The following is a 19,143-nucleotide window of genomic DNA, read 5'->3' on the forward strand; positions in this document are numbered from 1 at the left end:
TTAATTATCTTAAACTAAGGAGGGGACGAAGATGGATTTGCGAGCCTTAAAAACGTTCGAAGCCTGCGTACGTCTCGGACACTTTCAGAAAGCTGCCGAGGAGCTTCAGTATGCACCCTCCACCGTAACCCTTCAGATCCAGCGTTTGGAGGCTGATTTGGGTGTTTCTTTATTTATTCGGGATGGCAAACGTGTGATCGCCACCGAGGCTGGCCGGTGGCTCCATCAAGAAGCCGGGATATTGCTGAAGTCCGTCCAATCCATAAGGCAGACCGTCTCCGAAATTGCTTCGGGAGAAGGAGGGACCGTCCGTTTTGCCGCAATCGAACCCATCGCAAGCCAAAGATTGGCGGCGGTCGTTGCCGATTTTTGCAGGCTGCATCCGAAAGTGCAGTTAACGATGGAAGTGAGCGGCAGCCAGCCGATTGCGGAAAGGGTTCGATCCGGCGAACTGGACTTTGGGATATGCTCGGTTCCCTCGGCGAAATTCATGCTGGATTTTGAACCGCTGTTCGAGGATCGACTCGGGGTGATGATGCATGTGGATCATCCGCTTGCCAAACGGGATGAGATTGCGGTAAGCGACCTCGCGGGACTTACGGTTCTGGTCAAAGAACCGACTTGTATCTATCGGAAGCTTTGGGAGAGGGCGGTGAGCCAGACGGAACCCCATCCTTTTTCCTGTATGGAGGTAGGAAGCTTCTTTGTCATTCAGCAAATGCTTAAGGAAGCATTCAGTGTGGGGGTCGTTCCGATGTACAGCGGACTCGAATTGGAGGGTTCTTTGATCATCCGTCCATTTTCCGACATCCACCCTATCGTTCCGCTAGGCATCGTTTATAAAGATAAACACCTCTTGGGCAAAGCGACGTTATTATTAATGGATGCGATTAGAACAAAGAGATGACATTTATAACTACATGGCAAAAAATTCCGATGATACGATAGGAGTGTGATCAAAAGAAAGCTGGTGAAGAAATGAAAAGTATTTTAAAGGTGGGCTTGGGCGTAGGAATTGTCACAGGGGTAGCGTGTTCGATGTTGTATTATATCTTGTGCGCCGTTCTGCATCTCCGCTTTGTCCTGCTGAACCCCGTTTCCATTATGGTAATGTCGGTGGCAGTCAACCTCATAGGTGCGGCGATTTATAATAAGCTTCTGCATACAACGACCAGACCCAGAATTTATTATGGTATGATAACCGTCGGAGCGGCACTCCTGCTGTCGCTATTTGACTGGGCTTACCCACCTGAACCCGATATTGCAGGCGTGGCGAATACACTTCATGCATTGGTGGCCGCACTGTCGATTGCGTGGGTCCCGGCATGGATCCGTAAGAGGCGCTATCCTAATTAAAAATGGCGGGAATGTGATATGAATCGTATGGCAACGAAATGGCTGACCTTCGCGCCATTGTTTCTACCAGCAGTCTACTTATTTTTCACACCGTTTCCTCAGGCATGGCTTGATATCGGTCTGTTTGTGCTGCTTGCTTTGTTTTATTGGAGGGGCATGCTTTGGCCAATGCACCGGGAAATGAAAATCGTTATTCAACTGGTTATCGTATCATTCTTCATCTTCCTTCATACCCCTTGGCATATGTGCTTCGGTTTTTACCCGGCCATCACGATGTCGCTGCTTGCTTCGTATCGCCGCATTTCCTGGATGGTCGGTTCGATGATCGGCTGTTTTGCCGCAGCGGTCACCCTGTCTGCCTACCTAGCAGCCGAACCTTTGAGGTTCGAATGGCTCCCTGTCTCCATTGCACTCATTGCCGTACCCTATGTGGCCAAAATGTACCAAGTCTCTTGCGAGGTACACGCAAAGCTTTCTGAAGCCCACGCTGAAATCATTAAAATCGGGGAGCGGGAGCGAATCGCCAGAGATTTGCACGATACGCTGGGCCAGACGTTGTCCATGATTACCGTTAAGAGCGAGCTGGCGGAGCGGTTAATCGAGCCCAGCCCCGATCAGGCGGTGCTGGAAGCCCGAGATGTCCAGCGGATATCCAGAATGGCTCTGCTGCAGATCCGGGAGCTGGTCAATGATATGCAGTCCATCGATATCCGGGAGGAGCTTCGCCGGGCCGAGCAAATCCTGGTAACAGCCGGCATTGAAGCCGAAACGTCTATGCGGATGAACGCGGGCAGGATGATGCCCATCGAACGGAATATTCTTGGCATGTGTCTGCGGGAATGCATAACCAATGTCGTCAAGCACAGCGGGGCCGGGAAATGTTCCATTCAAATCCTTGAAGACAAAGAGCAGTATGTACTGCTCGTGTGCGATAACGGGATCGGTATCACCAGAGGGCCTCTGCAGGCGCGTCAATATGGGGCGGGATTGTTAGGGATGAAGGAGAGATTATCGTTAATCCAAGGAACACTGAAGCTGGATACGGATCCGGAGAATCGAACGAAAGTGACGATAGCCATACCTCATCACCGAATGTAAGACCAAGGAGGAAGAACGGATGAAGATCGTCATTGCAGAAGATCAAGGGATGCTAAGAGGCGCTATCAGCCGGCTGCTCGGAATGGAGCCGGACATCGAAATCGTCGGGGAAGCGGATACCGGCGAGCAGGCACTGGAGCTGATCCGGAAGCAGTCGCCGGACATCGCTGTACTGGATATTGAAATGCCGTCACTAAGCGGACTTGATGTCGCTGAAGCGCTCAAGGCTGAGGGCAGCGCATGCCGCGTCGCAATCGTGACGACCTTTGCGAAGATCGGATATTACCAGCGTGCGGTCCAAGCCGGCGTGATGGGCTATTTGCTGAAAGATGCCCCGGTCTCGGAGCTTGCGGTGTCCTTGCGCAAAATCTACCAGGGCATACGCGTGTTCAGTCCCCATCTCACCTTTGCCATGAACAAGGAGATGAACCCGCTAACAGAGCGGGAATCGGAACTTCTGTCTTACCTAAAGGACGGTTACTCCGTGAGCGAAATCAGCAAGCTGCTGTATTTGTCGCCAGGTACGATCCGCAACTACATTTCGGAGATCCTGCAGAAACTCGAAGCCAAAAATCGAATCGACGCTGTTGCCATTGCCCTGAGCAAGGGCTGGATTTCGAATTAACGTTAGGTCACGTTACCAGATCCGACAGGTTTTGAAGGTTTCTGAGGCAAATCCATTCCTATATCATTAAAAGGTTAATCTTATAGCGCGGAAAGCGCCCCTTGAGATTAGCCTTTTGTTTTTGGATGCCCTCCCCGTGCCCGCGTTAACTTGCCTGCCCCAATAAACTTTGATATTATTTAGATGTCTAAATATTAATGTTCTAAACAAAAAGGCGGGTGTTCATTTCATATGGCAAGAGTAGAAGGAAAAGTTGCCCTTGTAACGGGAGGTGCTTCAGGAATTGGGTTGTCCTCCGCAAGACTGTTGGCTAAAGAGGGAGCCAAAGTGGTGATTGCGGATTTTAATGCGGAAGGAGCGCAGCAGGCAGCTGCTGAGATCAACGCACAAGGCGGAGAAGCCTACGGCCTGTTCCTCGATGCAGGCGACGAGAGCTCGATCCGGGAAGCTGTCGAGTTTACCGTCAAGCACTTTGGCACAATTACGGTGCTGTTCAATAATGTAGGCTTAACCAATCTTCAGAAGGATTTGGATGTTGTGAACATGGATCTGATGGAGTGGGACCGGCTCATGAATGTCAATCTGAAAAGCGTGCTGCTCGGCAGCCGCTTCGCAATCCCCCATATGATCGAGGCGGGCGGCGGATCCATCATCAATACGGCATCCATGGCAGGCTTTACGGGTGATTCCATTCGTTCGGCATACGGTGCTTCCAAAGCCGCGGTCGTGAATCTGACGAGATATATCGCCACCCAATACGGCGCCTCTGGCATCCGCTGCAATGCGGTTGCACCTGGCTTAATTCTCACTCCCGCCGCTAAAAATAACATGCCACCGCAAGTGCTGGACATTTTCGCCAAGTACAACAAGCTCCCGTACCACGGAGAACCGGACGATATCGGATACACCGTCCTATTCCTGGCTTCGGATGAATCGAAATTCATTACGGGCCAGACCATTCAGGTCGAAGGCGGGCACTATATCGCGAATCCGAGCATTCCCGATTTTGCTGACTTCATGCAATAAAAACCCAAACCTCCGAAGCGCATACTTTCATATATCTACAAAAAACGCCGGTCAAGACAACGTCTTGCCGGCGCTTTACGTTTGCAGGCTGAACAGCCTGTTCAATGATATTTCAAAATCTGTAAATAAATTGGACTACCTTAATCCCCCCGCCGGTAGGCATGAGGGGACGCCCCTACGATCGCCCTAAAATCTTTGCTGAAATGCGCTTGGTCAAAATAACCGAGCTCCAAGGCCACTGTGGCGATATCGGCTCCATTTTCAATCGCGTCGCTGGCCTCGTGCATGCGGTATCGCTGAATGACCCATTTGGGGCTTACCCCTAAGTACTGTTTAAACATGCGCTGCAGCGTGCGTTTGGATGCGTTGAACCGGTTCACCAACAAATCTACGCTGGTCAACGAACGATCCTCCATGATCGCCCTGACGATCTTGTTCAGCTCGTCCACTTTGTCATCCGGCTCCGGAATGTAACTGGACAGCAGTCCTTCAATAAAGGCAACCTTCTCTTCCAGACTGTTTGACGCAAATATCCCCTTCTCTGCAGCTTCCGCATCGAACGGAAAATACCTGGAGATATCCACCTTACGGTCCACCAGTTCCGACATAGGCTCTGAACTATATCCGTAAAAGGCCCCTGGCCGATAAAGAATTCCTACAATCATCCCCTTTCCCTGCAGCGTATAAGCCGCTTTCCTGCTTTCGATTCCGCAGACGTACGAGCTTCCTTGTTCAAACACGATGTTGACCCCGGGATGCTGCAATACTTCCTGTGTATACGGCGGCTGCCCCTCTAAATTCCATTCGACGAACCAGTAATGCTGGATCAAATGCCGAAGCTGTTCTGATGGCAGACGACGTGTAATTCTGACGTTCGTTTGTGCCGGGTCAAAATGCAAAATCCCTCGGTTAGGGTTCACCTGATGACGCATCGAATTCCCCCTAATGGCGCGTTTTTACAAGAAACCTGAAAGTCGGAAATGGTACGTTACATGTATACAACGTAAATATTTTTGTTTCAAGGAGGATTCGACATGCAGTTAGAGTACACCTTCTACATTGGAGCCAGCCCCGAAGAGGTTTGGGACGTGCTGTTCAACCCTGAGAAATCGTCCCGCGCTTTTATGGGAGGCGTCATTCAATCGAGTCTGCAGGCAGGCAACCCGATCCGGTTCGTCGGCCCTGGGCCTGACGGGGAAAACACGGTGCACATTTACGGAGAAATTTTGGCCTATGAAAAATACAAGGTACTCAGCTACACCGACCATCCCGGCCCCTCCCACTTCGCCGAACACGAGACGATGCAGAGCCGGGTGACGATCCGGTTAGAGCCGGTGGGATCGTGCACCAAGCTGCACCTCATCAATGATCAGTGGACCGACAGCAACCCTTTGTTCCTGAAAACCGAGAAGTTCTGGTGGATGATTCTAAGCAACATCAAGTCCATCGCCGAGACGGGCAGCTCCCTCGATTTCGGTTTTTAAACGCGCATCCAGCACCAAAAGACGATCGCCCATTAAAGGGGATGGTCGTCTTTTTTGGCTGTCCGATTGGTTCTCGCAAACGGATTATAAGCGTTCATTAATTTTGACCAGCAGTCCCTTTAACAGCTGCTTCTCCTCTTCGGTCAGGGTCTGAACGATTTCATCCTCAACCTTCTGAAAGGATTCGTTAAAGGCATCAATCAATTCAACGGCCTTTGGCAAAACATAGATGTTTTTCTGCCGTTCATTATTGGCCGGAATTTTCCGCTCAATATATCCCTTTTTCTCGAGGCCTTGGAGCATGCTTGTTATGCTGGCCCCCTGCAAATGAAACCGATCGGCTAAATCCCTTTGAATGATATCTTTATCCTGGTTTTTATGAATATAATCAAGGACTTTGCCTTGCTGCGCGTTTAATCCCAGCTCTTTAATGCTTTCATCTGCCTTTTTCTTCAACTTCAGGCCGATAATCTGAAACAAGTCCAGATAGAGTGTATCCTTGCGAGGTTTCATGATCGTTCCTCCTCAAAATGTTAGGAGACTAATTTTTAACATTTAAACTATACGGGGATTCCGGAAGCTTGTCAATTTAAATATTAGTTTATTGACTGTTAGAAAACTAACTGTTATACTCCGAATTGTTATCAAGCACATATCCAAGGAGGAATAACGAAATGAAGAATACGCTGGACAAGGTTACGGCCATTATAAATGCACGAATTTTCGACGGGGAACAAGTGATTGAGGCAAGAAATGTGCTCATTCAAGGGGAGACCATCATTGCCGTGGGCACTGACGTTCCGGAGGATGCAGTCATCGTGGATGCAAACCATGCGACATTATTGCCGGGCTTGATTGATGCCCATGTTCACACTTCCATTGGAGGATTACGGGATGCTGTAAAATTCGGTGTGACGACCGAACTCGAAATGAACGGAGATTTTACGGAAAGAGGACGGGCGATTCAGCTGAAAAATGTGGAAGGCGCCGCCGATGTCCGTTCCGCCGGAACCGCGATCACCGCTCCGGGTGGTCATCCGGATGAATTGCTGCCCGATGGGGACGAGATCCCCGAGTTCGTGTTAAAGGAATTGGAGAAGTTATCGAAGGAAGACCGGGAAGCGATGCTGGCGGCTTACGCCCACGATCACGAAGAAGTGCCCCAGGTGACGACAGTGGAAGAAGCGATCAAACACGTGCATACCCAGGTCGAGAATGGCGCGGACTATATTAAAATCATGATTGAAGAAGGCACGGTCATGGGTGCCCCCGGCCTGCCTGTGCTAAGCGACGAAATTCTTAAAGCTGCTGTGGAAGAGGCCCACAAGTTTGATAAAATCGTCATCGCCCATGTCCTGACGGCTCGTTCTTCGCAGACCGCCATCGCTCTCGGAGTGGACGGATTGGGCCACCTGTTTATCGACAGACCTGAACTCACGCCCGATTTGGTCCAATCTATTGTCGATTCTGGCGCGTTTGTAACGCCGTGCCTCGTATTGAACTCGTCCATCCTTGGAAATCCGGCATCCGATTTGGCCAATGATCCGCGGGTGCATTCCAAATTAAGCCCGGAGTGGATCGATATTCTGAACTCCAGCTTCAATACGTTCCCGCAAGGTGATATGGAGAACAGCTTTAAGAACGTGATGGATCTTCATCGGGCCGGCGTCGACATTCTGGTTGGAACGGATGTCTCCCCTGTTCCCGTTCCGAATCTCGGCGGCCTTGCGCACGGTGCCAGCGTCCATCATGAAATGCAGCTGCTCGTTCAAGCCGGGTTCACTCCGATCGAAGCGCTTCAGTCCGCCACCTCGAAACCGGCCCGCCGCTTCGGGCTTCACGATCGTGGACGGATTGCTGCAGGTTCGGGCGCAGACCTCATTCTGGTGAATGGCGACCCGACAAGTCATATCTCGGATACCCTGTCGATCGAAGCCGTGTGGCTCAGAGGCGCGCAGCAGCAAAGCTAACCTGAAGGAGCATACGATACCTGAAGCTTGTTATGCGCCGCGCTGACCCGTAGAAAAAAGGCTTCCCCTTATTGGGAGAAGCCTTTTTGGACTTACAACACTAAAAACTGCGTCCCAAAGCCCTTGCCGGAAACATAGGCTTTTTCCAGTTCTTCTGGATCGCCGTTGTCTAATATAACTACATTTTCGGGATACAGCTTACCAAGTAATGCCCACCGAACAAGCTCGTTTCCATCGGTTGGAATGAAGTGGATTCCGTCTGTACTTGTCACCAATCCGGAAAGCGCAAGGATATCCGCTGCCGAATGCAGGCTGACAGAGGTACGCTTCACAATAGCGACATCGTTGTTGTCGTTTCCTTCGGGCCGATACATAAAGCGGTGCCCCCTAAAGAGCTGACCGAGATCCACCGAAAATTCACGTCCGTCCACTTCCAAGCTCAATCGCAGGGTCGTTCGATCAGAAGCAGTAATCGGCAGTAAGCGCGCGACGTTCAGACCAGTGATCTCCCCTAAAGAGACAGGAAGCGTATCTTTATTCCCTGGTGTACCGCTTCCTGCTTCGGTGCGCGGTGCCGCATAATAATCCTCATATTCGTAATCGAACGAGATCGCAGCCAAATCCTGCGTTTCTTCTGCCTGTATCGTTTGTACCGGATGCCATTTCAGCAGGTACCGCGCCGCCGTCCCGGCCGGCTCTCCCAGCCCGGCAGGCAATACGGTGCCCAGACGATATTGGAATCCGTAACCGGCTGCGGACAGACCCGAGCTGACCACACTTTGCGCATACTGGACAATCGATTTGTGTGTCAACTTTTTCCCAAGCAGCTGAGTTAAAAAGACCTCCCGGGCCGGTTCCAGAAAACGGAGCCCTTTAAACTCCTTATGTTCCTTCACTTCAAACGGAACCTGCTCCCAATTGGCAAACGGAAGCAAGGCATCCCGCAGCAAAACCATTTGGTGCAGATATTCATTATAGATCTGCATGATTCTTGGGCCGCCGAACGGTCCCCAAACCTGTGCAACAGCGTCCGGAATCAGGGCATGACCATAGCAGTGGCTTCTAAATTCCAGCTGGCCAAGCGTTTCCGGCCCATATTTCGCGAGCGTCCTCTTCTCGGCATTCATTTCCCGCGCCCAGCTTACCAGCTGCTCGCCGATGCGTACCGCCTGGGCAGTCAGTTCGACGCCGGCTTTATCTTCTAAAGCCAGGGGACCAAGCGGCAGAGATGACACGCGTCCGGAAATCGCCAAGTTGGCCTGAAGGCTGTCCAGCAGCACCGCCGGATCGCCGTTTACCGGTTCGCCAAGCTGGACCAGCATCGCCTCAAGCAGGGGATCGAGCTCCCTGACGACCTCTTTTGCCCGATATATACCGGCAGGCAAGTTCCAGTCCAAGGCGCTGCCCGCCCCCTGCCGGAACGAGTCATTCGAAGAGTTTCCAATTCGCTGCTCCACATCGATCTCATTCCCCCATACGATACGGTTGTCTTTCAAAGCAAGTTGATATTCAGTCATATTTTCACACCTCATTTAAAAGTTTTGGTTGTATACGACAGCACAATGTTCTCTTTAAAGAATCCCTGCAGCATTCTTAAAGGTCAGGCATCCCCCCTTTCACGGTGAGTTCCAGAGGTTAATTGCTCAGTACCGATTCTTTTCTGCCTTTAAGCGAAAAAGAGTACAGCGCAGTGATCGCGCTAAGCAGAATGCTTACCGCTCCTACCCAACCCAGCTGCATCAGAGACGTCTGATTGGCCACCCATCCGCCTACCCCGGCGCCTACCGCCATTCCAAGCTGCAGCATGGAACTGTTCAATCCCAGCGCAAGACCCGAAGTCTTCGGGGAAAGGGAGATGAGGTAATACTGCTGAGCGGGAGTCGTCATCCAAGCCGCTCCGAACCAGACCGCCAGAATGATCAGCGCGCTCACCATCGTGGCTGCGGCAAACGGAAGTACGGCCAGTGCGGCTGCATGAAGAAGCAAGCTGACGAGCAGCGTTTTGCCAATTCCCCACTTATCCGCGCCGTACCCGCCAAGGCGTGATCCCATGACAGCGAACAGGCCGCATACGAAGAGCGCCGTGCTGATCATCGTCGTATTCATGCCCACGGCTGTCTCAAGAAAAGGCGCAATGTATGTAAACATCAACTGATACCCGGCAATCCAGAAAAAAGTGATCATCAAGCCGCTGACCATTCGGCGATCCTTCAGCGCAAGCAGCTGGTCCCGAATCGAAGTCGGCTTCTGTTCTTGTACCTTCGGCATCCACACGGCGATTCCGATCATGGCAAGCACACTCAATGCCGCAATGAGCATAAACACCGGACGCCATCCCCAATATTCGCCGATGATGGTTCCGAGCGGAGTGCCTGCAACCAAGGCAGTACTAAATCCCATATAAATGATGCCGATGGCATTCCCTTGCTTTTGGGGCTCCACCAGGCTGGAGCCGACCATGAGGGCCACCACCGTAAATACGCCTTGACTGGCTGCCAGAATCATTCTGGAAATCATCAGGACGGTAAAATCCGGACTAAAGAAGGCGACCAAATTACCAATGACAAACAAAGTAAAGGTCAGCAGCAGCAGCCTTTTTCTCTTCATTTTGCCGGTAAGCGATACAAGGATTGGGGTTCCGATCGCAAATACAACGGCATACAGCGTAACTAATTGCCCGGCTGTGCCTACGGATACGTTCAAATCATTCGAGATCATCCCCAAAATCCCCATGACGACCATTTCAGCCGTCCCCATGACAAAAGCTCCGAAAGCAAGCAAATAAACGAGTCCCATTTTATTCATTGAATCCTCTCCTTTTAGGTTATTAACATGAATTGCTTGATGTTTTTATATCTATCGAAATATTGATCATAAAAATACGTACATGTTAAACCACATCCTTCTTTCATTCTTATAGATTTAAAACTATCAATCTAATGATCAAAAAAGAAACTGCCGCTAATGACAGCACACTCATTTGGATCTTATCTTAATATATTTAAATTTATCGAAATATAGGACCGAAAAAAAATTAATCTGGCTGAAGCACAACATGACGATCTAATGTATCCTGATTGACCCGATAAAAATGATAGGTCCCTTCCTTGCGCGCCAGCCTCAACACCCCGCACTCCACCAGCTGTTTCAGATGATGCGACAGGGTGGAACCTTTATAATTCAGCTGCTCCTCAATCTGGCTGCAGCTTAATTCATCATGCTTGCATAAGAGTTTGACGATATGTAACCGGGTCGGCTCCCCGAGTGCTTTGTATATTTTTACAGCTTCCTGATGTGACTGCTCCTTGTTCATGGGGTTGCCCTCCTTCCATAGGTTTATAATTCTACATTTATCGATATACTAAGCGATGAAATTTCCTTTGTCAACAGCGATCTAGAATAAATATGATTCCTTCTGAACCAAATCCCTTTCCCTAGAACAAATGCCCCGCTGGCTGTGGTGTTTTTAAATGGAGCGACCGTTAAGTAAAAAAACAGCCGCAGCCGAAGAAGAGGACAAGCCTTGGACTGCTGCTGTATTTTCTGCTTTTTGGGCCTCAGAATACAGGTGGCAACGCTAACGGGCTAAACCAGGCTTAACTCGCTTTTCAACCGCTCCAGCTGCATAAAATGGTGCCGGTAATGCATCTCAACCAGTAAAAACCACTCCTTGGCGCTTAACGGCCCAAAACGTGGATGCGGGATCTTATATTGTTCAGGTTCCTGACTCAAAGCAGGCTCCGTCCGCTTCATCCGTTCCACTACACTCCGGAGCCCTTCGATAATCTGCTCCTTGCTCTCCGGCTGCTGCGGGGTGTACTGCGGCGAAGCCGGGACCCGGACCCGGACCGGCGGAAAGCTACCCAGCTCGTATACCTTCCTGCCAATCTCCGTCTTGTCCTCCGCGGTGGAGAGTGCCGGCCCGTTGCCGGCCAGACAGCTATCGACATGCTGAAGATGCATGAACTGCGCCGTTTGAATCAAATGGATATACATCTGCCCAATCGACCATTCTTCCTCGTTCGTTTTTATCAGCAACTGCTCCATATCAAAGTTCTTCAGTTCAATCAAATACCGTTCTACCGACGTCTCCAGATCCTGCAATGCGTTCGCTGTGCTTTTCAACATGGGAACAACTCCTCTTTATTTATGGATTTTCTCCCATTATAAAAAACCGCTCCTGACAACAGCGTGTCAGTAGCGGTTTAATATGTTTTTGGCCTCGATCTGAATTTGGCGGCGGAAGGATTCCGGCTCCAGCACGACAACCGCCCCGCCCCACCCGAGGATATAGGGGAGCAGCTCCTCCGGCTGACGCACTCGAAAGGTGACCCGCAGTCCGTCCTCCCGTTCTTCCATTTCCTCCATATAAAAATGCGTGGTCTCGGCGATTTTGTCGGCGATATCCGGATTCGCCCGAACCACCACCCGTAAGTTGCGGTCATCGGGCGGCTGGTAACGATTCAAATCGAATCCGGCCGGCATGGCAAAGCCCTCCTCGAGCACGGCAAGCTCCGTCATCCGCGACAACCGGAAATGGCGGATATCCTGCCGCAGGTCGCAGTGAGCGACCAATGTCCAATTCCCCTGAACGAGCGTCAGTCCGTATGGAGCCGCCTCCCTTATATTCATCCGGCTCCCGTCCGTTTCTGGGTATTTTTTTAAATACGCAAACCTGATTTTGCGGCGCTCCAGAATCGCACGCCGAATTTGTCCGAGATAGTCCTTTTCCTTCCGGCTGGTTACCGGCTCGCCGGCTTGGAGAAGGCGCATCGTTTCCCGCACTCGCATAGAATCAGCGCGTACCGGCTCCGGCAGAACCGCTTCAATTTTGCGTTTGGCCGCCTCCGCCACCGGGCTGTAGTCCGCATCCAGTCTTTGCTCGATAAAGTCCGCGCCCATCAGCAGGGCCACGGCCTCTTCCGCCGTGAAGCTGACCGGAGGCAGGAAATAGCCCTCCATCAGGGAATAGCCCTGCCCGGGAGCCCCGGCAATCGGAACCCCCGCTTCGCTTAGTGCCTGAATATCGCGGTAGATCGTCCGGACGCTCGTTTCGAACCGGGCCGCCAAATCCTCTGCTCTGACCAGCTTGTTTCGCTGCAGCTCCAGCGTAATGGCGAGCTGCCGTTCCGTTTTGTTCATGTTCTCTCCCCCGCTGCTTTCATCAGACGATTTGTATTCCTTGTCATCCGTTTTTTCGAGACAGGGCATCCCAGATGCTCATCAACTGAGTGATGGCTGCATCAATTTGTTTGAACGGGATACCGTCTCTCGCCTGCGTCGATATGCCAAGGAGAAAGGTGTCGAACAAAGTCACCAGCATGGGAACATCCACTGTATCGGGCAGCTCACCATTGGCAACTGCCCGTTCGATGCAGTCCTTAATCCCGTCCCGGTTTTTTTCCCGCTCCTTGGCCAGCATTTCTTGGATATGCTGGTTCTCGGGCGAACAGCTTATACCGGATAACACCACCAAACAACCCAGTGGATGAGAGACTTCGGTCTGCATACGCGCCGAGCGGCGCAGGCCTTGTTCGATGGCGGCTTTCGGTGCCAAACGCGGATCATGAAAGCTCTCCATCACCCGGCCGTAAGTTGCTTTATACCGCTCCACCGTCTCGCGGAACAGTGCCTCTTTCGATTCAAACGCAGCGTAAAAACTCGCGGCGGATATATGCCCCATCGCCGCGCGCAATTGGGCCAGCGAAGTGGATTCAAAGCCGTGCTCCCAGAACAGAAACATTGCGGCAAGTACAGCCTCGTCCCGATTAAACGCACGGGGGCGTCCTGTCCGTGGCATACGATTACCCCCTTCATGAATTTTATACTAATCGATCCAGAAGTTCTTGACAAGTCAGCCGGGCTGAACTTAATATATGGAATGATCGATCCGGAAATTATGTTGCCATTCGAAGGAGGTCACTCACTTGTCCCATATGTCATCTTCCACGGAAGTGGTCCAGCCGGCATCCGTCCCAGCCAGGCTTCCCTGGCTGGCGCTGCTGGCGCTTGCCATGACCGGTTTTATCTGTATTCTCACGGAAACCATTCCGGCCGGGCTGCTGCCGCACATCGTGGAAGGGCTGAATATTTCCAAAGGAATGGCGGGTCAGCTCGTCACCCTGTATGCCATCGGCTCGCTTGTTGCAGCCATTCCGTTTGCCATGTTTACCGCCGGTATGAGGCGGCGTCCGCTGCTGCTCGCCATTATTGCCGGTTTTTTGGTATTCAACACCATTACCGCTATTTCGAGCAGTTATGCCCTGACACTTGTAGCCCGTTTTTTTGCCGGTGTGGCCGCCGGTGCGGCGTGGGGCATGATCGCCGGGTACGCGCGGAGGATGGTACCGGATGCTTTAAAAGGCCGTGCTCTGGCAGTCGCCATGGTAGGGACGCCGATTGCTCTTACCTTCGGCGTACCGGCCGGAACCTTGCTCGGCGACCTGATCGGCTGGCGGGCCGTATTTGGGCTTATGTCCCTTCTGACCCTTGTTCTCATGGTTTGGGTGCTGTGGAAGGTGCCGGATTATACCGGGCAGCCCGCAGACGAGCGCATGACGATGGGTCAAGTGTTTGTATTGCCCGGCATCCGCCCCATTCTTATGGTGGTACTCACCTGGATGTTGGCCCATAATATCCTATATACGTATATTGCGCCGTTTCTCGAGCGTTCCGGGCTGGGCAGCCGCGTTGATCTGGTCCTTCTGATCTTTGGTCTCGCGGCGATTGTGTCTATCTGGATCGTCGGTTTGCTCATCGACCGCAAGCTGCGCCTGTTGACGCTGCTCAGTCTGCTTGGTTTTGCGCTGGTTTCGGTCGCATTGTGGGTTGGCGGCACATCGGTACCGGTCGTCTATGCCGCGTCGCATTGTGGGGACTTACCTTCGGCGGAGCAGCTACGCTGCTGCAAACCGCCCAAGCGAATGCAAGCGGCGAAGAAGGCGTGGACATCGTGATGCCCATCAATACGACCGTATGGAATCTGGCCATCGCCGGCGGGGGCATCGTCGGCGGGGCCTTGCTGGAGCTCATCGGCGTCCAGTCGTTTCCGGCCGTGCTGCTGATTCTGCTGCTGATCGCTTGGATCATCGCATGGAGCGCGAAGCGGCATGGCTTTCCAGGAAAAAGATAATCGTCTTTGTCCTATCCCACTGTTAAAGGAGAAATACACGATGAAAACTTTTCAGTTAAAAAACATAACGATCCCGGCTGTAGCCCTCGGTACCTGGTCCTGGGGGAACGGCGCCAACGGAGGAGATGCGGTTTTCGGGAATGACCTGACTGCCAAGGATCTGAAGCCCGTATTTGATGCGGCGATGGATGCCGGATTAAATCTATGGGACACAGCCGCAGTTTACGGCATGGGCGCTTCGGAGACGATTCTGGGCCAGTTCATCCGCGGGAGAGATGACGTCCTGATCTCAACAAAATTCACGCCCCGCGGCGAGCAGACAGACGAGGCTGTTGAAGAATTTCTCGCCGGGAGCTTGCAGCGGCTTGAAAGGGATCATACCGACGTGTATTGGATCCACAATCCGAAAGACGTCCAGCGGTGGACCTCTAAGCTGATCCCGTTGATGAAGAGCGGAAAAGTTAAATACGCAGGGGTTTCCAATCATAATTTGGAGGAAATCAAGCTCGCCGCGGACATTTTGGCTCAAGAGGGGCTTCAGCTCTCAGCCGTTCAAAACCATTACAGTCTGCTCTACCGTTCCTCGGAAGAAGCCGGCATTATTGAATACTGCAATGCCAATGATTTGATCTTCTTCTCCTATATGGTGCTGGAGCAAGGGGCGCTGACCGGGAAATATGATACAAAACATCCTTTTAAAGCAGGGACCCGCCGAGGAGATGCCTTCGATGAGAAGGTACTTGCCAAGCTGGAAGCTCTGATCGGGGTAATGAGAGAAATCAGCCTCCGTCACCATGTTGAACCTGCTGAAATCGCCATTGCCTGGGCAATCGCCAAAGGAACGGTGCCGATTATCGGCGTGACGAAACCGTCCCATATCGTCAGCGCCGTGTCGGCTATGGACGTCCAATTATCGGATGCTGAAATCGAAGAACTAGAACGGGCCGCCAAGTCAACCGGCGTGGAAATTCGGGGTGCATGGGAAAAGAGCATGATATAATTGATGGTCTAGACTCTACATGGCTGTTGTCGGCCTACTTGGAAACGCAAGGGTGGTGACGTACATGAAAATGAAAACAAATCGTTCTTCATCTCCATTGGGTGATTTCATCAAATCGCGCAGGGAACGGCTGCAGCCTTCTGAAGCGGGGATCCAGCCGCTGCCCGGAAGAAGGCGTACCCCAGGGCTTCGGCGGGAAGAGGTCTCGTATCTTGCCAATATGAGCGTGACTTACTACACCTGGCTGGAGCAAGGCAGAGAAGCTAATCCTTCGCCGGAAGTGCTGTTAAATATCAGCCATGCGCTGCAGCTCGACGAAGACGAGCAGAAGCATCTGTTCGATTTGGCCAATGTGGACCCGGCAAGCGCCGGCGCCGTTCCGATCAGCGAGGAACCGGATCCCGATGTGCTGCAGCAAATCGTCGATCAACTGTGGTACCCTTCGTTCATCACGGATGCGGGCACGGATGTGATCGCCTGGAACCGCGCCGCAGAACTGGTCATCGCCGACTTCGGCCGTATGCCGGAGAATGAAAGATATATGCTGAACATTATATTTTTCAAGGAGGATTACCGTAAACGGCTTGTGAACTGGGAAAGCTTCGCCCGTTACTCGGCGGCGGTGCTGCGGGCAAGCTTTGACCGAAGCCAAGACAACCCGTTGTATATGGAACGTTTCGAACGCTTGAGACGGGAAAGTGAGGAATTTGAGCACTTCTGGAACCTCTACGAAGTCAAGCAAAAGCGTGTAACCACCGCTTTGTTTCGCCTTCCGGACGGTCAGGAAATGGAGTTTATGCTCCATTCGGCGGCCGTCATAGACGGCGACCCGGACCTGCACTGGTGTTTCTTCGTGCCGGTACCCGGTTCAGGCACGGAGGAGAGGTTAATGTCTCTGCTGGAACAAGACTCGCTGCCTCAATAGAGCAGATCCTATCTCGTCTGGATTGCAGGTGGACATTCGGCTCATGATCGTAGACTGTTACTCCCGTTAATAGTATAAACATGCTGTGGCTAGCGCCCTTCCGCTGCTCGTATGATACAAAGGAATACAGCGATTGGAGGGCATTTCGCATGCAAACATGGTTTATTACAGGAGCGTCAGGAGGCTTGGCTTCGCGCATCACCCGCCGGTTGCTTGAAAGAGGCGACCGTGTAGCCGTAACGGTGCGCAAGCCGGGCGTGCTGGACGATCTGAAAGCTCAATATGGTTCCCGATTATGGCAGGCTCATTTGGATCTGACGAACCCGCAGCAAATTGTTGAGGTGATCGAACGGGCATGGGAGGAACTCGGCACGATCGATGTGTTTGTCAATAACGCAGCCTATGGATTGTACGGTGCAGTGGAGGAAGCAAGCGACGGGCAGATCGAGCATCTGTTCAAGACCAACGTCCTCGGATCACTGCGCGCAGCCCGTGCCGTCCTGCCTTTTTTCCGCAAACAGGGCAGCGGGCACATCGTGCAGATATCGAGCATGGCGGGGCATTATTCCACGCCGGGAATGGGGCTGTATTGTTCTTCCAAATGGGCGGTCGAGGGCGCCTTTGAAGCGCTGGCCAAGGAAGCCGCGCCGTTCAATATTAAGACGACTATCGTGGAGCCGGGCGGAATCCGTACGAATTTCATTACGAGCAATGCGGTATTCGGAGAACGGATGGACGTATATCGGGACAAGGAGGCAGGCCAATTCGTCAGCTTGATGAAAGGGGAACTGCCGGGCATCGATATGAGCATGTTTAATCAAATGGTTGTCGGCGATCCGGATAAAATGGCGCAGCAGATCATCCGCCGCGTCGATCAGGGAGACGGTCCGATCCGGATGGCTCTGGGCAGCGATGCCTATGAGCAAATCCGGGAAGCTCTGCTGGACAGATTGGCCGCGCTTGACGCGCAGAAAGAACTCGCTTATTCCACGGACGCGGATGATGTGGTACGGCAGACATAATGATGAAAGCCACTCCAGACCCTGGGGTGGCTTTCATGGTTTTATCTGTTATCCTACTCTCTCTGTTCCGCAGGAACATGCTTTTGGATTAATTCTTCGATGTTGATCCCATTGATGACCAATCCTGATATGTCGCAGTTTTGAAAATTGGCGTTCGTAAAATCACAGTCGGTGATCCGCCCGTTACGGAAGCTGCAGTCTGAAAAACGGACGCCCTCCTTGTTGTGTTCTGCATCAGGATTGCTTGGATCTCCGTAGCCGATGGATTGAAAAAGTGCGCCGCCCCATTGAGCACCGTCAATGGCGAGTTCGCTCAAATTCGCATCGGAAATATGCATTCCCGTCAAATTCACATCGTTCATGCTCATCCCGCTGCCATTGCAGCATTGAATTTCCGTTTCACTGAGGTCGCAGCAATTGAAGCTTGAATGGCTTAAATTTTGTTGTTCAAATTTCAAAATGCATACCTCTTTCCCACCTGGAATTTTTAACCATATGGGATATTCTACATGTTGTTTCCGAAACCCTTTTTATGTCTGCCAAAAAAAGCCGTTACGGGGTCACATGCTGCAGTTTATCCGGATTCGTGACCATAAACATACGGACAGGCCGTGAGTCGTTGTCAAACTGGAAGGACAGCACCGCAAAGAGCTCGTCGCCTCGGTTCAACCGCAGGCCGGGCTGCCCGTTGACGTCGATCAGCAGCTGATTCTCCGGCTTGATATTTCCCGGGGCAATCCCTTGAAGGAAGGCCAGGATGCGATTGCTGCCGATGATCGGGAAGATCGCCGAGCGAACCTTGCCGCCGCCATCCGTGTACAATCGGGCATCATCCGCAAGCATGCCGACAAATTCCCTGAAATCGCCGGAATTCGCCGCTGCCATAAAAGCGCGGGATAGCATTTCCGCATGCTTGGCCTGGTCGGAAGTGACGCGAGTGCTTTCTACAGGCACAGCAATCGGCGGCTCGGCGGCCGCTTTCTCCTCCCGCTCCGAAACCGGCGCGGTGCTGACCTTCTGCTTCGCCCGACTGTACAGCTTCCGGCAGTTCGCATCGCTTTTATCCAGCAGCTCGGCGATATCCCGGTAATCGTAATCGAGCGTTTCCCGGAGAATGAAGACGGCTCTCTCCACCGGCGACAGCTGTTCCAGAAGGACGAGCAGCGCGTAGGAGACCGATTCGGCTTGGATCGCTGCGGTTTCGGGAGTCTGACCTGCATCAGCCGTCTCAGGTTCCGGCAGCCAAGGGCCGGTATATACTTCGCGTGTTTTACGGGCCGACTTCAGCATATTGATGCTCCGATTGGTCACCATTTTAAGCAAATAGGCCTTCATGTTTAAAATATGATCGGTCTGCATCGTTTCCAGCTCAATGAAAATGTCCTGCACAATATCCTCGGCGTCCGTGAGCGACCCCAGCATTCGGTAGGCGATGCTGCTCAGCAGCGGCTTATACTCTACATATAAACTGGATGTATCTGTTGTCATCTATCCATCTCCGTCCC

General features: G+C 52.1%; 20 protein-coding genes and 1 pseudogene. 11 read left to right on the top strand and 10 right to left on the bottom strand.

The genetic code is table 11. From position 1 onward, the window contains the following. Positions 1 to 31: 31 nt before the first annotated feature. From GCU45_RS11430 to GCU45_RS11450, 5 genes are all read left to right on the top strand, one after another. A complete protein-coding gene (locus tag GCU45_RS11430; protein ID WP_152399015.1) occupies positions 32 to 907 on the top strand; it encodes a LysR family transcriptional regulator in 876 nt (291 codons plus the stop codon). 71 nt (positions 908 to 978) lie between these two features. Beyond that, on the top strand, positions 979 to 1,356 hold the full coding sequence (locus tag GCU45_RS11435; protein ID WP_152399016.1) for a hypothetical protein: 378 nt from the start codon (positions 979 to 981) through the stop codon (positions 1,354 to 1,356). A gap of 18 nt (positions 1,357 to 1,374) precedes the next feature. Further along, positions 1,375 to 2,454, top strand: a complete 1,080-nt coding sequence (locus GCU45_RS11440; RefSeq protein WP_152399017.1) for a sensor histidine kinase — start codon at positions 1,375 to 1,377, stop codon at positions 2,452 to 2,454. 19 nt (positions 2,455 to 2,473) lie between these two features. After that, positions 2,474 to 3,079: a response regulator transcription factor gene (locus GCU45_RS11445; protein ID WP_152399018.1), complete on the top strand. Its 606-nt coding sequence runs from the start codon at positions 2,474 to 2,476 to the stop codon at positions 3,077 to 3,079. Between the two features lie 231 nt (positions 3,080 to 3,310). Beyond that, positions 3,311 to 4,105 carry an SDR family NAD(P)-dependent oxidoreductase gene (locus tag GCU45_RS11450; protein WP_152399019.1) on the top strand — a complete coding sequence of 265 codons (795 nt, stop codon included), beginning with the start codon at positions 3,311 to 3,313 and terminating at the stop codon, positions 4,103 to 4,105. Between the two features lie 140 nt (positions 4,106 to 4,245). Here GCU45_RS11450 and GCU45_RS11455 read toward each other — a convergent pair whose 3' ends face one another. Further along, on the bottom strand, positions 4,246 to 5,037 hold the full coding sequence (locus GCU45_RS11455) for an AraC family transcriptional regulator (RefSeq protein WP_152399020.1): 792 nt from the start codon (positions 5,035 to 5,037) through the stop codon (positions 4,246 to 4,248). 102 nt (positions 5,038 to 5,139) lie between these two features. On the opposite strand from GCU45_RS11455, the gene GCU45_RS11460 reads away from it, so the two are divergent. After that, positions 5,140 to 5,589 carry an SRPBCC domain-containing protein gene (locus GCU45_RS11460; RefSeq protein ID WP_152399021.1) on the top strand — a complete coding sequence of 150 codons (450 nt, stop codon included), beginning with the start codon at positions 5,140 to 5,142 and terminating at the stop codon, positions 5,587 to 5,589. An 84-nt stretch (positions 5,590 to 5,673) separates the two neighbouring features. On the opposite strand, the gene GCU45_RS11465 is transcribed toward GCU45_RS11460, so the two are convergent. After that, a complete protein-coding gene (locus GCU45_RS11465; RefSeq protein ID WP_089548784.1) occupies positions 5,674 to 6,102 on the bottom strand; it encodes a MarR family winged helix-turn-helix transcriptional regulator in 429 nt (142 codons plus the stop codon). Positions 6,103 to 6,263: 161 nt separating this feature from the next. Between GCU45_RS11465 and GCU45_RS11470 the strand changes: the two genes are divergently transcribed. Continuing rightward, entirely contained in the window at positions 6,264 to 7,559 is a 1,296-nt protein-coding gene (locus tag GCU45_RS11470; protein ID WP_152399022.1) for an amidohydrolase family protein, read from the top strand. A gap of 92 nt (positions 7,560 to 7,651) precedes the next feature. Here GCU45_RS11470 and GCU45_RS11475 read toward each other — a convergent pair whose 3' ends face one another. From GCU45_RS11475 to GCU45_RS11500, 6 genes are all read right to left on the bottom strand, one after another. Beyond that, complete coding sequence (locus tag GCU45_RS11475) at positions 7,652 to 9,076, bottom strand: hypothetical protein (protein WP_152399023.1); 1,425 nt, start codon at positions 9,074 to 9,076, stop codon at positions 7,652 to 7,654. Positions 9,077 to 9,194: 118 nt separating this feature from the next. Beyond that, positions 9,195 to 10,364, bottom strand: coding sequence for an MFS transporter (locus GCU45_RS11480; protein WP_152399024.1), 1,170 nt, complete (start codon positions 10,362 to 10,364; stop codon positions 9,195 to 9,197). Between the two features lie 229 nt (positions 10,365 to 10,593). Then, positions 10,594 to 10,872, bottom strand: a complete 279-nt coding sequence (locus GCU45_RS11485; RefSeq protein ID WP_105444212.1) for an ArsR/SmtB family transcription factor — start codon at positions 10,870 to 10,872, stop codon at positions 10,594 to 10,596. A gap of 272 nt (positions 10,873 to 11,144) precedes the next feature. Next, entirely contained in the window at positions 11,145 to 11,687 is a 543-nt protein-coding gene (locus GCU45_RS11490) for a DinB family protein (protein WP_152399025.1), read from the bottom strand. A gap of 66 nt (positions 11,688 to 11,753) precedes the next feature. Further along, complete coding sequence (locus GCU45_RS11495; RefSeq protein ID WP_152399026.1) at positions 11,754 to 12,701, bottom strand: helix-turn-helix transcriptional regulator; 948 nt, start codon at positions 12,699 to 12,701, stop codon at positions 11,754 to 11,756. A gap of 43 nt (positions 12,702 to 12,744) precedes the next feature. Further along, on the bottom strand, positions 12,745 to 13,359 hold the full coding sequence (locus GCU45_RS11500) for a TetR/AcrR family transcriptional regulator (RefSeq protein WP_152399027.1): 615 nt from the start codon (positions 13,357 to 13,359) through the stop codon (positions 12,745 to 12,747). A 136-nt stretch (positions 13,360 to 13,495) separates the two neighbouring features. Here GCU45_RS11500 and GCU45_RS11505 point away from each other — a divergent pair. From GCU45_RS11505 to GCU45_RS11520, 4 genes and pseudogenes are all read left to right on the top strand, one after another. After that, positions 13,496 to 14,691 (top strand): annotated as a pseudogene (locus GCU45_RS11505) (MFS transporter). A 40-nt stretch (positions 14,692 to 14,731) separates the two neighbouring features. Continuing rightward, positions 14,732 to 15,691, top strand: a complete 960-nt coding sequence (locus tag GCU45_RS11510; RefSeq protein ID WP_152399028.1) for an aldo/keto reductase — start codon at positions 14,732 to 14,734, stop codon at positions 15,689 to 15,691. 70 nt (positions 15,692 to 15,761) lie between these two features. After that, a complete protein-coding gene (locus GCU45_RS11515; protein ID WP_152402985.1) occupies positions 15,762 to 16,616 on the top strand; it encodes a helix-turn-helix transcriptional regulator in 855 nt (284 codons plus the stop codon). Positions 16,617 to 16,765: 149 nt separating this feature from the next. After that, positions 16,766 to 17,638 carry an SDR family oxidoreductase gene (locus GCU45_RS11520; RefSeq protein WP_152399029.1) on the top strand — a complete coding sequence of 291 codons (873 nt, stop codon included), beginning with the start codon at positions 16,766 to 16,768 and terminating at the stop codon, positions 17,636 to 17,638. A gap of 53 nt (positions 17,639 to 17,691) precedes the next feature. Here the strand turns inward: GCU45_RS11520 and GCU45_RS11525 are convergent, their stop codons facing one another. Together GCU45_RS11525 and GCU45_RS11530 are read right to left on the bottom strand one after the other, a co-directional pair. Next, the gene (locus tag GCU45_RS11525; protein WP_152399030.1) at positions 17,692 to 18,096 is read right to left on the bottom strand and encodes a pentapeptide repeat-containing protein; all 405 of its coding nucleotides are present in this window, start codon (positions 18,094 to 18,096) and stop codon (positions 17,692 to 17,694) included. A 94-nt stretch (positions 18,097 to 18,190) separates the two neighbouring features. After that, positions 18,191 to 19,126: a sigma-70 family RNA polymerase sigma factor gene (locus GCU45_RS11530; protein ID WP_152399031.1), complete on the bottom strand. Its 936-nt coding sequence runs from the start codon at positions 19,124 to 19,126 to the stop codon at positions 18,191 to 18,193. Positions 19,127 to 19,143 lie beyond the last annotated feature (17 nt).

This window comes from Paenibacillus cellulositrophicus, assembly GCF_009363095.1.
Taxonomy (GTDB): domain Bacteria; phylum Bacillota; class Bacilli; order Paenibacillales; family Paenibacillaceae; genus Paenibacillus_AQ; species Paenibacillus_AQ favisporus.